The sequence below is a fragment of the Actinomyces ruminis genome, from assembly GCF_002154335.2.
GTDB lineage: Bacteria > Actinomycetota > Actinomycetes > Actinomycetales > Actinomycetaceae > Actinomyces > Actinomyces ruminis.
Window position 1 is genome coordinate 1 of sequence record NZ_MTPX02000073.1, and the last position, 12,880, is coordinate 12,880.

Consider the following 12,880-nt stretch of genomic DNA (forward strand, 5'->3'; position numbering starts at 1 on the left):
CGGGCTCATGGTTGCTCCTGCGTCGTCTTCGAGTGGTCGGGCGAGGTGGGGGACTCCAGGGTGGTCAGGCGGTCGGTGTGCGCATTGCGGGTGGCCTCATCGGCGTCCGCAATGCCGCGCGGGGTCGCTAACCGCAGGCCGTGACGGATATGGGTCTGCCCCGGTAGACCCAGCTGCCACGGCACCGAGGCGACCACGACGCCCGGGGTGAACAGCAGGGCGGTCTTCAGGCGCAGTGCCGTCTGATTGTGCAGGGTCTGCTCCCACCAGTGCCGCACCAGGTACTCGGGCAGGAACACCACCACCAGGTCGCGTGGGGACTCGCGCCGCACACTGCGCACGTAGGAGACGATGGGGCGGGTGAGGTCACGGAACGGGGAGTCGAGCACCGTCAGTGGCACCGGCAGCTCGGCGTCCTCCCAGTCGCCCAGGAGCCGGTCGGCGGCGCCGTCACCGGTGTCGACGGTGACGGCCTCGATGGAGGTCGGCTGGGTGGACAGGGCGTAGGTCAGGGCGCGCAGGGTGGGACGGTGCAGACGGGAGGCGAGGACGATCGCGTGCACGTGGGCGGGCAGCAGGCGCGCCTCGTGCAGATCGGAGATGGCGATCTCCTCGGCCAAGCGCCGGTAGTGCCGGCGGATGGCGTTCATGACCAGGTACAGCACCGCCATGACGCTCAGCGTGATCCAGGCGCCACGGGTGAATTTGGTCAGCAGGACGATCACCAGCACGGTGCCGGTACCGGCCACGCCGATGCCGTTGACGATGCGGGAGCGGCGCATGCGGCGGCGGGCGGCGGGGTCGGTGGCGGTGCCCAGTTCCCGGTTCCAGTGGCGCACCATGCCGATCTGGGAGAGCGTGAAGGAGATGAACACACCCACGATGTACAGCTGGATCAGCCGGTTGGTATTGGCCTGGAAGCCGATGATGAAGGCGAGGGCGCCGGCCCACAGCACGATGATGCCGTTGGAGTAGGCCAGTCGGTCCCCGCGCTGAGACAGCTGGCGGGGTAGGAACTCGTCGCGCCCGAGGACGCTGGCCAGCACCGGGAACCCGTTGAAGGCCGTGTTGGCGGCCAGCACCAGGATCAGGCCGGTGACCACCGTGACCAGGTAGAACATGGGCGGGAAGCGGGCGAATACGGTGGCGGCGATCTGTCCGATCACCGGGTCCTGGTGATAGCCCTCGCCCAGTGGCACGCCGTCGTCGAGCAGCTCGGTGGCGGGGTTCTCCGCCATGTGCACATCGACGGCGCCGGCCAGATGCACCACGCTCATGAGCATGGCGGCGGCGATGATGCCGAGCAGCAGCAGGGTGGTGGCAGCGTTCTTGGACTTGGGCCGCCGGAAGCTGGGCACGCCATTGGAGATGGCCTCGACGCCGGTCAGGGCGGCGCAGCCGGAAGAGAAGGCTCGCAGGATGAGAAAGGCGCCGGCCAGGCCCGTCAGGCCCTGATCCCAGCCGGACTGGGCGACCACCTCGTAGCCGGCCGAAGGCGCCCGCCCGAGGGTGCCGGTGAACTCTTGGACGAAGCCAACCACGGCCATGACCCCGACGGCCCCCATGTACAGGTAGGTGGGCAGGGCGAAGGCCCCACCGGACTCGCGGCTGCCGCGCAGGTTGATCAGGGCCAGCAGGGTGACGATGCCGACGGCGATCTCCACCTTGTGGGCGGCCAGGGAGGGGACGGCGGCGACCAGGTAACCGGTGCCTGAGGAGATGGACACGGCCACGGTGAGCACGTAGTCACTCAGCAGAGCGGAGGCGACCAGCAGGCCTGCCCGGTGGCCGAGGTTGGTGGAGACCACCTCGTAGTCACCGCCCCCGGACGGGTAGGCGTGCACGGTCTGCCGGTAGGAGGCGACCACCACCACGAGCACACCCACCACAGCCAGGGCGATCCAGGGTGACAGGGCGGTTGCGGCCAGACCCGCCGCCGCCAGGGTAACGATGATCTCATCGGGAGCGTAGCCAACGCTCGACAGGGCGTCGGAGGCGAACACCGGTAGGGCGATACGTTTGGGGAGCAGGGTCTCGCCCAGCGCCCGGCTTGCCACCGGGCGACCGACGAGAAGCCGCTTGACGCGGTCGGCGAAGTCACGCACGAACGACGATGCTACGTCCGCCTCTCGCCCGGGCCAAGCCTCCCGCCCGCCGACGGAGTACCGTTCCCCCCGTGCACTTCGTCATCATGGGCTGCGGCCGGGTGGGAGCCTCCATGGCCTCGCAACTGGACCGCATGGGACATTCGGTGGCCATCATCGACCAGAACTCCGACGCCTTCAGACGACTGCCGGCCGACTTCAACGGTCGCAAGGTCAAGGGCATCGGCTTCGACCGGGACGCGCTGGAGCAGGCGGGCATCGACGAGGCCTACGCCTTCGCCGCCGTGTCCAACGGGGACAACTCCAATATCATCGCCGCCCGCGTGGCCCGCGAATTATTCGGCGTCGAACATGTGGTCGCCCGCATTTATGACCCCACCCGCGCCGACGTGTACGAGCGACTCGGCATTCCCACCGTGGCGACGGTGCGGCAGACGGCTGAACACATGATGCGGCACGTCCTTCCCGGCGGGACGGCGCGGGAGTTCATGGATCCGTCCGGCGCTGCGGGGCTGGTCCAGCCCGACATCTCCCCCAACTGGGTGGGTACCACGGTCGGCGCCCTGGAGGAGCGACTAGCGGTGCGGGTGGCCTGGATCTCCCGCGGTTCGGGGGTCGTCATCCCGCAGGCGGGAACCATCATCCAGGAGCACGACCGCCTGCACGTGGCGGCCACCACTCAGCAGTTGCCGGCCATGCAGCGTGCCCTGTCCCGTCCCCCCGCCCAGGAGGTTTAAGCATGAAGATTCTCATTGCCGGAGCCGGCTCGGTGGGTCGCTCGATCGCACGCGAACTGATCAGCCACGGTCACCAGGTCACTCTGATGGACCGTGCCCCCGACGCCATGCGCATCGCCTCCGTGCCGGACGCCGACTGGCAGCTGGCGGACGCCTGCGATCCGGGTTCTCTGGCCGACGCGGGCGCCGGGGACTGCGACGTCGTCGTCTCCGCCACCGGAGACGACAAGGTCAACCTGGTGGTCTCCCTGCTGGCCAAGACCGAGTACGGGGTACCACGCACGGTGGCGCGGGTGAACAATCCTAAGAACGAGTGGCTATTCGACGACACCTGGGGGGTGGATGTGGCGGTCTCCACCCCGCGTATCATACGGCCCTCGTGGAGGAGGCCGTCAGCGTCGGCTCGCTGGTGCCAGTGTTCACCTTCCACCAATCCGGCGCATTCATGCACGAGTTGACTCTCCCGGACGACTCCCCCGTGATCGGCGAACTGGTCAGCGACGTTGAGCTGCCGCCGCACACGGTGCTGGCCGCGATCCTGCGCGACTACCGGCCGATCCGACCGGGACGTGATGACCGCTTCGAGCGCGGCGACGAGCTGCTGTTCCTCACTGCCCGTGCGGGTGAGGCGGCGTTGAACGAGGTACCGGCGATCTTCACCGCCATCGACGAACCGCCGACCGAGTCCGGCGTCAGCGCTGCGGGTGGGGCTGCGGAACTGGCCTGAATGTCGGGTTGACGATCAGCCATACGAACCACAGGGTCAGGGCAAACAGCGGCAGGCCAAGCAGGAGCCGGGCGACGCCGAGGGCGCCCACGGCGGCCTCGCCGGCCAGGTACAGGGGCAGTTCCACCGCCAACCGCAGGGCGAACATGGCGACCAAGATACCGGTGCCGACCGCGTAGCGGCGGCGCGCGCCGGCGTCGGTGGGCCGGGATTCGCCGGCCGCGGCATGCCAGGCGTCCAGTAGCAGCCCGACCAGGGGGCGGCGCACCAGCAGTGAGCCGCCGGTAGCCGCCAGCCAGACGGCGTTAATCACCAGTCCGGTGGCGTAGAAGTTCGTGGCGCTGCCCGAGCGCCACGCCCACAGGGCGCTGATGACGGCAAGGGCGGCGCCGCCGAGCACCTGGGTGAGTCCCTGACGGCCGCACAGCCGGGCCACTAGGGCGACGGCGCTGACCGCCAGCGAGGCAAGCAGGGCCGGTGCGAGGGCGTGAGGGCGCACGGCGAGCACACAGACGAACACGAGGGTGGGGGCGGCGGACTCCAGGACGCCGCGCCAGCCGCCGACCGCGGCGGCCGCGTCGAAGCGGTCGGCATCCAGGGCGCCGAGCCCGCTGCGGGCGAGCGAGTCGGTGTCGGACCGTTCGCTCATGCGTCCTCCCCAAGGAGCTCGTACACGGGGTTGTAGATGCTGGGGCGGCTGTGGCCGGCCACCACCATGCCCTCGGCACGCAGGTGCGTGCCCGGGTTGATGCCGGCGATGGCGCGCCGACCGATCCAGATCAGATCCACCGAGCCGGTGCCGTCGTAGAGGCGGCCTACCAGCACGGGCTTGGCCGAGGCGGGTCGGTAGGTGACCGCGCGCAGCACCCCGGACACTCGGGCGCGGCTGCGGGGCGTCAGATCCTTAATGAGGGTCGTGCCACGTCGTGAGGCCGATGCCTGCTCGTCGGCGGCCGCCAAATCCTCGCGGCTGGCGCGCAGGAAACGTACCCGGTCGGTCAGTCGGCTGCCGAGCGGACGGGCGCGTCGCCTCATCGGACCTCCGCGATAGTCGGGCCGGGCTGCAGCGGGTCCAGGCCCGGTAGTTCCTCGGCCGCGGGCGCCTTAGTCACGCCGGGGGCGTGCAGCGGCAGTATCTCGCGCGGGGGCCGGGCGGCGCCATCCCGTACGACGACGGTGTTGGCGAAGACCTCGCGCAGGGGGCGGGCGGCGTCGGCGTCGGAGGCGGCGCGCCCCTGGAGGACACCGCGCAGGAACCAACGTGGTCCGTCGACGCCGATGAAGCGGGCGGCCACGGTAGCGGACCGCCCCTCAGGGGTGCGCACAGGCACCTGGGCGAGGATCTCGGTGCCCCATTGGCCGTCGACAATCTCATAGGTCGCCTTCGCGCGCGTCAGTTCCGCGGCGATGTCGGCGCGCAAGTCTTCCCAGATACCGGCGGTACGCGGAGCGGCGAAGGCACGCAGCTCCAGGGTCGATCCGCCCAGGATCAGGACCGCGGCGGAGGCCTCGGCGTCCCGGCCGGCGCGTTCCATCCGGATCTGCATCCCGTCGACGGCAGGCACGCGCAGGGACCCCAGGTCGATGCGGCCGCCGGGGGCGGAGCCGGCGGGAACGGCGTCGACATCCCAAGGTCCGGTACCGGGCTCCTCCGGCTCCTCCGGCGCGGGCTCCTCCTGGGCGTCTGCCTCACCTTCGGCGTCGTCGCGGTGACGGCGGGAGAACAGGCCCATCAGCATTTCCTCCTCTATCAGCCGGCGCAGTCCGTGCACACGGGCAGGCCAGTGTTGTCATCGACGTAGGCGAGAGAGCTGCGGTGGTGCACCAGGAAGCACTCCGAGCAGGTGAACTCGTCCTCCAACTGGGGGACGACGTGCACGCTCAATTCCTCCCGGGACAGGTCGGCTCCGGGGAGTTCGAAGCCCTCGGCGACCTCGTTCTCGTCCTCCTCAATCGCCTCCGAGGACTGGTCCTTCTGACGAGCCGTGAGCTCCTCGATGGAGTCCGCTTCGGGCTCGTCGTCGTTCTTGCGCGGGGCGTCGTAGTCGGTTGCCATAGCCTCGTCACTTTCTGTTGTGGACGGCTCTGCCTGGGGCTCCCGGGCAGCGTCGGGCTGCCGGGAACGGCTCCCGTTCAATGAACGTGCGCCGGCCCGGGGAGCCAGGGCACGCGCACCATAGCACCAGGAGACGGTCGCGGGAACCGACTGCTCGGACCAGCAGCAGCGGCTGTGGGCGAACAGGCGGGGGCTGCTGGATGCCACGCGGCCCCGCCTCCCGGACACGGGGCGGCTTAGATGGCACGCTGAGCCCTGTGCGGCCCGCCTGCCTCGGGCCGCAGGGGACTGTAAGGAGGCCCACGTCAATGATCGAACTCGAGCTGCTGGGCGCCAACGGCGACACCATCGTCATGACCGACGCACGCGGTGAGCGCTACAGCATCGTCGTCGACGATGCCCTGCGGGCCGCGGTCAGACGCGCGCGCCCCGCAGCCATGGCCGCCGCTCCGCCTCCACCCGCCCCGGGCCAGACCGTCCGCCCGCGGGAGCTGCAGGCACTGATGCGCGCCGGCGCCAGTGCGGAGGAGGTCGCCTCCGCCACCGGATTGGACGTCGACCACGTGCGCCGCTTCGAGGGACCGGTCATCGCCGAACGTCTGTGGGCGGTACAGCAGGCGCAGGCCTGCCGCATCGGCTGGGAGAAGGACTCCCCCGTACTGGGCGAGCTGGCCGTGGACCGGCTGGCCACGCGCGGTGTTGAACCGGACAGCCTGGAATGGGACGCGCTGCGCGAGGGGCGCGAGCCGTGGCAGATCATCCTGACCTTCGTGCAGGGCGCGCAGGCGAAGCGGGCGCGCTGGGAGCTGGACCTGACGGCCCGGTCCGTCTCGGCCCTGGACGACGAAGCCCGCTGGTTGACGGAGGCGGGAGCCGGACGCCGTCCGGCCATCTTCGACCAGGACTCCGCCGCACCCGGTGCCGCCTCCCCGGCCTCCGCAACGTCGGCCCGGACCTCAGCCGCGGCCACCGAGCCGTCCACCGCCACACCGGCCGACTCCACCGAGGCGCTGCTGGCGGACCTGGCCTCCAACCGTGGCCGCCGGATCGAGACGCAGGCGCCTGACGACGACGCCACAACGGAAACGGACAGCGCGGGTCCGGACACCCCCGCGCAGGGCCAGGCGCAGGTGGTCTCCATGTCGGAGCGGCGCCGTGCCCACACCGGTAACCACCCGGCCGGCAGTCGGCTGCACGCCGCCCCCACGGCTCCCACGCCCAAGCCGGAGGAGTCCGCCGATGACCCCGGTGACGCATCCGCCACCCAGGACGCCCTCCCGGAGATGCCGGCGGCCCCCACGCCTAAGCCCAAGCGGCGCCCCCGCCGCTCTGTGCCTTCCTGGGATGAGATCGTCTTCGGCGCCAAGCCGGAGTAACCGTCCGCCCAGGCGGGCCGGGGCGTGAATCGGCTGTCAGGCCCGTGCCAGCAGCAGCGGCACCGTCATTTCGGTGTCCGTCAGGGAGCCGTGCACGCCCGGCATGGCGATTGCGCTCTCGGAGTGGACGCGCGGATCGACCACCACCCAGTTGTCGGCCATGGCAACCAGCACGTCCCCCAGGACGCTTTCGGCGCGCTCCCCCACTGGACCGAGCAGGGCGGCCGCCTCTTGGCGAGTGCCTACCCACGCGGCCCGCTCCCCCAGCACGCCGCGCCAGCGGTCGGCAACCACCGCCGCCGCCTCCGGGTCGGAGTGTGGCACGTACAGCTGGCTGAAGCGCGGCTCCCCCGCGACGGCGACCACGTCGCGTGCCAGGGCGGGATGTGCGGTCAGGTCGAGGCGGTGAGCGGCGTCGGTGTCCACCATCCCGTGGTCTGCGGTCAGCAGCATGCGGGTACCCCTGGGCACCCGGCGCAGCAGCTGCGCCATGGTGGCGTCCAACCGTTCGAGCTGACGCAGCCACTGCTGTGAGCGCCAGCCATGGCGGTGGCCGGCATGGTCGAGTTCGCCGACGTACAGGTACACCAGGGGCACGCCGCGCTCCAGGGCGTCGGCGGCGAGCGCGGGCCGGTCCTCCATGCGGTCGGCACCCAGGTGAGTCGGGCCGCGCAGGGCCGCCTCGGTCAGCCCGGACCCGGCGAACCGCGCCGGGCCGATGGTTACCGCAGGCACCGTCGCTTGGGCACCGGCGCGTGGGTCGGCAGCGAGACGTTCGAAGACGGTGGGCACGTCCTGCCAGCGGCGCGGGTCCGGGGCGGTCCCCTCCCAGGTGATCAGGCACAGGTTTTGGGCGGCGTCCGGGGCGGTTCCGTTGGGCAGGTCGCGGCCCAGGCGCGGGTTGAGCACGCTGTAGCCCACCATGCCGGTGACCCCGGGCGGCGCGCCGGTGCCAGAGTGGTCAGTGCGGCCGCCGTGGTGGAGGGGACGCAGGTACGGGCCATGCCTCCACCGGGGTTGGCTGCGCCGTCCCCCAGCCAGGCGCGCAGGGTGGGGGCATGTCCGCGGCGCTCCTGGAGTTGCTGCCACCCGAGCCCGTCGACGAGTACGACGACGACCCCGGCGCGGGATCCGCCGTCGGAATCAGCCAGTCCCCAGTCGGTGGCGGCGGCCCGGGCCTCAGCGGTAGTGATTGCCCCCGGCGGTCCCGCCTGCAGCGTCAGCCCGGCGCCGACAGCGGCAGCGGCCAGGACTTGACGCAGTTGCGGAGTGCTCACGGGCGTGCAGCCGCCCGGGCGGTGGCGGCAGACAGGACCCGGGCGAAGTGTTCGGCGCGCGCCAGGGCCTCATCGCCCTCGACCCCGGCGGCCACGCGCACCACGATGTCGTCGGGGACGGACACGCCCGTGAGCCCGTGGTCGGCCTGGCATTCGGGGTCGCCGCAGCTGGCGGGCTCCAGGTCGATGCGGCGCACGGAGCCCCAGGCTAGGGCAATGGTCATCTCCGCAAGCCGGCCCCCACCATTGGCCGGCTCGGATACGCCGCGGGTCAGGCCCACGGAGTTGATGCGGGACACGGGCACCGCCTCGCTGGTGGCCAGTGCCCCCGGTAGGCCGTCCTCGCGGGAGGCATCGTCTACGTGGACGATCACCAGGCGCGTCGGGGTCAGGGCGAGGACCGTCAGGTGCCGGTGGACGCGTCGTCGAATACGGTCTCGGCCTGAACCAGATCCGCAAGTATCTGCTCCCCCGCGATGGCCGTGTTCAGGGTGCCAAGTACCAACTCGGGGTAGTAGCCGGCGCGGGTGACTTCATCGACCAACGACATCGGGGTGGGGACCTCATCCCCGGGGCGAGCCTGCGCAGTCCACGTCATGGGGCAGATCATGCCATTGATGCCGCCGGACCCGGGTGTCGTTGCCCCCTTGGCGAAGCACGGCGGGCCACAATGCGACCATGCCGAAATCCGCCCCGCCGACACCCCCGCCCACCGACCATCTCATCGTCGAGCAGGACCTGCCCACGGAGATGCGTTCCTCCTTCCTGGAGTACGCCTACTCCGTCATCTACGCACGCGCCCTGCCGGATGCCCGGGACGGACTCAAGCCCGTGCAGCGGCGCATCCTGTTCCAGATGGATCGGATGGGGCTGCGCCCGGACCGCCCGCACGTGAAGTCCTCCCGCGTGGTCGGCGACGTCATGGGACGGCTGCACCCGCACGGCGATGTGGCCATCTATGAGGCGCTGGTGCGGCTGGCGCAGCCCTTCACCATGCGGCTGCCGCTGGTGGACGGGCACGGCAACTTCGGCTCGCTGGACGACGGCCCCGCCGCCCCCCGCTACACGGAGGCGCGGTTGGCCGCCCCCGCGCTGGCGCTGACGGCGGATATCGACGAGGACACGGTCGACTTCGCGCCCAACTACGACTACACGCTCACCGAGCCGGAGGTGCTGCCGGCGGCCTTCCCGAACCTGCTGGTCAATGGGGCTTCCGGGATCGCGGTGGGCATGGCCACGAACATGCCTCCGCACAACCTCACCGAGGTGGTCGCCGCGGCCCGGCACCTGCTGGCGCATCCGGATGCCACCTTGGAGGACCTGATGGCCTTCGTGCCCGGGCCGGACCTGCCGGCCGGCGGCATGATCGTAGGCCTGGACGGGATCCGGGAGGCCTACCGCACCGGCCGCGGCAAGTTCTCCACCCGCGCCACGGCCCGCATCGAGAACATCACCGCCCGCAAGAAGGGCATCGTGGTCACCGAGCTGCCCTACCTGGTGGGGCCGGAGAAGGTGATCGCGCGCATCAAGGAGACGGTGGCCTCCAAGAAGCTGCAGGGCATCACCGATGTGGCGGACCTGACCGACCGTAAGCACGGCACCCGACTGGTGATCGGGGTCAAGAACGGCTACAACCCCGAGGCGGTGCTGGCGCAGCTGTACCGGCACACGCCACTGGAGGATTCCTTCGGCATCAACAACGTGTGCCTGGTGGACGGCCAGCCGCGCACTCTGGGCCTGCGCGAATTGCTGGACGTGTTCGTCCGCCACCGCCTGACGGTGGTGGAGCGGCGCACCCGCTTCCGCCTGGGCAAGCGGCGCGAGCGCCAGCACCTGGTCGAGGGACTGCTGATCGCCATCGTCGACATCGACGAGGTCATTCAGGTGATCCGCTCCAGCGAGGACGCGGCCACGGCCCGCCGGCGCCTGATGCAGGTATTCGACCTGTCTGAGCCGCAGGCCAACTACATTCTGGAGCTGCAGCTGCGGCGGCTGACGAAGTTCTCCGTGATCGAGCTGGAGAAGGAGCGCGACGAGCTGGCCGCCGAGATCGCCGAGCTGGAGGCGATTCTGAACGACGAATCGCTGCTGCGGGCCACCGTGTCCCGCGAGCTGGCGGCGGTGGCTGAGGAGTTCGGCACGCCGCGGCGCACGGTGCTGCTGGAGGCGGCGGGCACGGGCGCGGGGGCGCTCAACGGCGGTGTGGGGCACCCGGAGGTGCCGGCGCGGGCGCCTCCCAGGCCATGCGGCAGGCGGCGGCGGTCAGTCTGATGGCCGGTGCCGGTGAGGTGCCGCTGACGGTACCGGATGATCCGTGCCGGGTGCTGCTGTCGGCAACCGGCCTGGTGGCGCGCGTCGGCGGGGCGGAGCCGGTGCCGCGCTCGGGCGGACGACAGCGTCACGACGCGCTGGTCTCGCAGGTAGAGACGACGGCGCGCGGGCACGTCGGCGCGATCACCGATACGGGTCGGCTGGTGCGCATGGAGGTGCTGTCCACCCCGGAGGTGCCGCGGCTGGAGGGGGCGCCGTCGCTCGCCGGCGGCCAGCCGGCCCGGCTGCTGGCGGATGTCGAACCGGACGAGCGGATCGTGGGCCTGGTGCCGATCGGCGCCCCCGGCGATGACTCCGGCACCCCGATTGTGCTGGCCACTGCCGGCGGCGTCGTCAAGCGCGTCAAGCCGGGCAGCGAGCCCAAGCACGGCGATGCCTGGGAGGTGATCTCGCTGGCCGACGGCGACCGCGTGGTCTTCGCCGGGGTGGCTGCGGACTCCGACATGCTGGCGCTGGTGACCTCCGATGCCCGTCTGCTGCGCTTCGAGGCCTCCAAGGTGCGCCCGCAGGGGCGCGGCGCCGGCGGCATGGCGGGGGTGTCCCTGCACGAGGGCGCCCGCGTGGTGGCCGGGGCGGCGGTGCCCATCGACCTACTGGCCGAGGCCGTGGTGGTGACGGTCGCGGACGGCGCGGGGGCGCTGCCCGGGACCGGCTCCGGCAGTGTCAAGGTCACTCCGCTTGACCGCTACCCGGCCAAGGGCCGGGCTACGGGGGGTGTGCGCGCGCAGCGGTTCCTGCGCGGTGAGGACGAGCTGGTGCTTGCCTGGGTGGGGGTCGGCCCGGCCCGCGCCGTGGGCGGCGGCGGTCAGCCGGTCGACCTGCCGGAGGCCGACGAGCGTCGGGACGCCTCCGGCACACCCCTGTCGGCTCCAATCGCCGGGATCGGCTGACCACTCATACGGCTAGCTCCTACCGCGGAAAGCACATCGGCTGTTCACAGATTAAGGCTAAACTGCTCGAAGGTTGGCGCGGTCGCATCTTTGCGCGATATTTGTTCTACATTATCGCCATCTATCGCGATTGGCCACGGTATAGCCAAGTCTCGATCCAGTGGAGTCAGCGATCTTCCGGACATACCTGCCGCCCACTCGCGGTCGAACATATACAGATACTCCGCCCCGCCGTCACTAACAGCCTGGAATCCGTTGCAAACTCCTTGCGGAACGAGCACCTGAACTCCCGGAACAATCGACAGGTGGTATATGTTTCCGAACGTGGCACTCTCTGGACGAACGTCTACATATGCACCAAACACCTCGCCGTGAGCTACGGTAACCAGCTTTCGCATATCTTCAGCATGTAGTCCTCGCACTGCCCCTTTAACCGTATAAGTCAAGTTCACCTGCGCCCACGACACGTCCCCTGGCAGTACGTCTTGATATTCTGATCGCCGGTATATCTCACGGACTTCCCCGCGACCTTCCGCCACACGTTTAACGCGGATAACGGTCAGCCCGTCGATCGTAGTACTTTCCTTCCGCATTGGATGAATCACAGGTTGCATGCCGCGGATTATATGCCGTACGACCCACATGCTGGAAGGTAACGCGGCCGCCCTGATGCAGTTTCGGGCAGGCCTATGCCTCCCCTTCTCACTGATTTCGAAGATTCGCGACGTCAGCGAAAGGAGGGCGGCGGATCTACAGGCTCTCGGGGCTGCGCAGCCAGGCGGCGTCGGCGGGGCGCAGGCCCGTGTAGCCGCGGTCGCGCACCCGCGCGGCGGCAAGAATGCCGATGACGGTGGAGGGATTGTGCAGCGAGCCGCGCAGGACCGCGTCCACGGCGTCGTCGAACCGCACCCAGGTGGGCTCGAATTCGGCCTCCTCGGCCTCCCGCGGGATCCGCTCCTCTACCGGCAGCAGCGTCAGCTCGCGGGCGAGGAAGGTCCGCGCCCCCTCGGTGGTGAACCCCGGTGAGGCATAGGAGTCAACCAGCACATCCCAGCGCGCGGCGGTGTAGTCGGTCTCCTCGGCGAGCTCGCGCTGCGCGGCGGCCAGCGGCTGCTCCCCCGGTATGTCCAGCAGCCCGGCCGGGATCTCCCACAGCATGGCCCGCACGGGGTGACGGTATTGCCGCACCATGAGGATCTCGGCGGCCGCATCCGCCTGTGAGGAATCGCTGCCCTCCCGCAAGGCCACGACGTTCACGGCATCGTGGTGCGCCACCGTCTGACGCCGCACCGGGGCGATGCAGGGATACAGGCGCCGAGGCTGGTCGTGCTGGAGACAGCACCGAGCTCCGAAGCGCTACCACTCAACGTAACGACACGGT

General features: G+C 70.3%; 10 protein-coding genes and 4 pseudogenes. 5 read left to right on the forward strand and 9 right to left on the reverse strand.

The genetic code is table 11. The features are described 5' to 3' along the window. Nucleotides 1–5: 5 nt before the first annotated feature. Nucleotides 6–2,105: an APC family permease gene (locus tag BW737_RS13275; RefSeq protein WP_086615748.1), complete on the reverse strand. Its 2,100-nt coding sequence runs from the start codon at nucleotides 2,103–2,105 to the stop codon at nucleotides 6–8. A 71-nt stretch (nucleotides 2,106–2,176) separates the two neighbouring features. Between BW737_RS13275 and BW737_RS13280 the strand changes: the two genes are divergently transcribed. Together BW737_RS13280 and BW737_RS13285 are read left to right on the forward strand one after the other, a co-directional pair. Beyond that, entirely contained in the window at nucleotides 2,177–2,842 is a 666-nt protein-coding gene (locus tag BW737_RS13280; protein WP_086615749.1) for a potassium channel family protein, read from the forward strand. A 2-nt stretch (nucleotides 2,843–2,844) separates the two neighbouring features. Beyond that, nucleotides 2,845–3,569 (forward strand): annotated as a pseudogene (locus BW737_RS13285) (potassium channel family protein). Here the strand turns inward: BW737_RS13285 and BW737_RS13290 are convergent. From BW737_RS13290 to BW737_RS13305, 4 genes are read right to left on the reverse strand one after another with little or no spacing between them, the layout of a single operon-like run. Next, nucleotides 3,535–4,218 carry a DUF3159 domain-containing protein gene (locus BW737_RS13290; RefSeq protein ID WP_086615750.1) on the reverse strand — a complete coding sequence of 228 codons (684 nt, stop codon included), beginning with the start codon at nucleotides 4,216–4,218 and terminating at the stop codon, nucleotides 3,535–3,537. The pseudogene BW737_RS13285 and the gene BW737_RS13290 overlap by 35 nt on opposite strands. Then, complete coding sequence (locus tag BW737_RS13295; protein WP_086615751.1) at nucleotides 4,215–4,604, reverse strand: OB-fold nucleic acid binding domain-containing protein; 390 nt, start codon at nucleotides 4,602–4,604, stop codon at nucleotides 4,215–4,217. The genes BW737_RS13290 and BW737_RS13295 overlap by 4 nt, the downstream gene beginning before the upstream one ends. Then, the gene (locus tag BW737_RS13300; RefSeq protein WP_086615771.1) at nucleotides 4,601–5,302 is read right to left on the reverse strand and encodes a DUF3710 domain-containing protein; all 702 of its coding nucleotides are present in this window, start codon (nucleotides 5,300–5,302) and stop codon (nucleotides 4,601–4,603) included. The genes BW737_RS13295 and BW737_RS13300 overlap by 4 nt, the downstream gene beginning before the upstream one ends. Before the next feature lie 17 nt (nucleotides 5,303–5,319). Beyond that, nucleotides 5,320–5,625 (reverse strand): DUF4193 domain-containing protein, encoded by a 306-nt coding sequence (locus BW737_RS13305; RefSeq protein ID WP_086615752.1) that lies wholly within the window; start codon nucleotides 5,623–5,625, stop codon nucleotides 5,320–5,322. A gap of 308 nt (nucleotides 5,626–5,933) precedes the next feature. Between BW737_RS13305 and sepH the strand changes: the two genes are divergently transcribed. After that, nucleotides 5,934–7,001 carry a septation protein SepH gene (sepH, locus tag BW737_RS13310; RefSeq protein WP_086615753.1) on the forward strand — a complete coding sequence of 356 codons (1,068 nt, stop codon included), beginning with the start codon at nucleotides 5,934–5,936 and terminating at the stop codon, nucleotides 6,999–7,001. A gap of 36 nt (nucleotides 7,002–7,037) precedes the next feature. On the opposite strand, the pseudogene BW737_RS13315 reads toward sepH, so the two are convergent. Both BW737_RS13315 and BW737_RS13320 read right to left on the reverse strand, forming a co-directional pair. Further along, nucleotides 7,038–8,278: pseudogene (locus tag BW737_RS13315) on the reverse strand (alkaline phosphatase family protein). After that, nucleotides 8,275–8,876 (reverse strand): annotated as a pseudogene (locus tag BW737_RS13320) (DUF5998 family protein). Before BW737_RS13320 ends, BW737_RS13315 begins: the two co-directional pseudogenes overlap by 4 nt. 80 nt (nucleotides 8,877–8,956) lie before the next feature. Between BW737_RS13320 and BW737_RS20080 the strand changes: the two are divergent. Next, the gene (locus BW737_RS20080; protein ID WP_420835754.1) at nucleotides 8,957–10,549 is read left to right on the forward strand and encodes a DNA gyrase/topoisomerase IV subunit A; all 1,593 of its coding nucleotides are present in this window, start codon (nucleotides 8,957–8,959) and stop codon (nucleotides 10,547–10,549) included. Next, nucleotides 10,549–11,499: a DNA gyrase C-terminal beta-propeller domain-containing protein gene (locus tag BW737_RS20085; protein WP_420835755.1), complete on the forward strand. Its 951-nt coding sequence runs from the start codon at nucleotides 10,549–10,551 to the stop codon at nucleotides 11,497–11,499. Before BW737_RS20080 ends, BW737_RS20085 begins: the two co-directional genes overlap by 1 nt. 44 nt (nucleotides 11,500–11,543) lie before the next feature. Here the strand turns inward: BW737_RS20085 and BW737_RS13330 are convergent, their stop codons facing one another. Together BW737_RS13330 and BW737_RS13335 are read right to left on the reverse strand one after the other, a co-directional pair. Beyond that, nucleotides 11,544–12,113, reverse strand: coding sequence for a dTDP-4-dehydrorhamnose 3,5-epimerase family protein (locus tag BW737_RS13330; protein ID WP_086615754.1), 570 nt, complete (start codon nucleotides 12,111–12,113; stop codon nucleotides 11,544–11,546). 136 nt (nucleotides 12,114–12,249) lie between these two features. Next, nucleotides 12,250–12,810 (reverse strand): annotated as a pseudogene (locus BW737_RS13335) (NUDIX domain-containing protein); the annotation flags it as partial. Nucleotides 12,811–12,880: the final 70 nt, after the last annotated feature.

Coding starts and splice junctions, on each gene's coding strand:
- BW737_RS13290 (WP_086615750.1), bottom strand. CDS start 4,218: ATGAGCGAACGGTCCGACACCGACTCGCTCGCCCGCAGCGGGCTCGGC.
- BW737_RS13295 (WP_086615751.1), bottom strand. CDS start 4,604: ATGAGGCGACGCGCCCGTCCGCTCGGCAGCCGACTGACCGACCGGGTA.
- BW737_RS13300 (WP_086615771.1), bottom strand. CDS start 5,302: ATGGGCCTGTTCTCCCGCCGTCACCGCGACGACGCCGAAGGTGAGGCA.
- BW737_RS13305 (WP_086615752.1), bottom strand. CDS start 5,625: ATGGCAACCGACTACGACGCCCCGCGCAAGAACGACGACGAGCCCGAA.
- sepH (WP_086615753.1), top strand. CDS start 5,934: ATGATCGAACTCGAGCTGCTGGGCGCCAACGGCGACACCATCGTCATG.
- BW737_RS20080 (WP_420835754.1), top strand. CDS start 8,957: ATGCCGAAATCCGCCCCGCCGACACCCCCGCCCACCGACCATCTCATC.
- BW737_RS20085 (WP_420835755.1), top strand. CDS start 10,549: ATGGCCGGTGCCGGTGAGGTGCCGCTGACGGTACCGGATGATCCGTGC.
- BW737_RS13330 (WP_086615754.1), bottom strand. CDS start 12,113: ATGCAACCTGTGATTCATCCAATGCGGAAGGAAAGTACTACGATCGAC.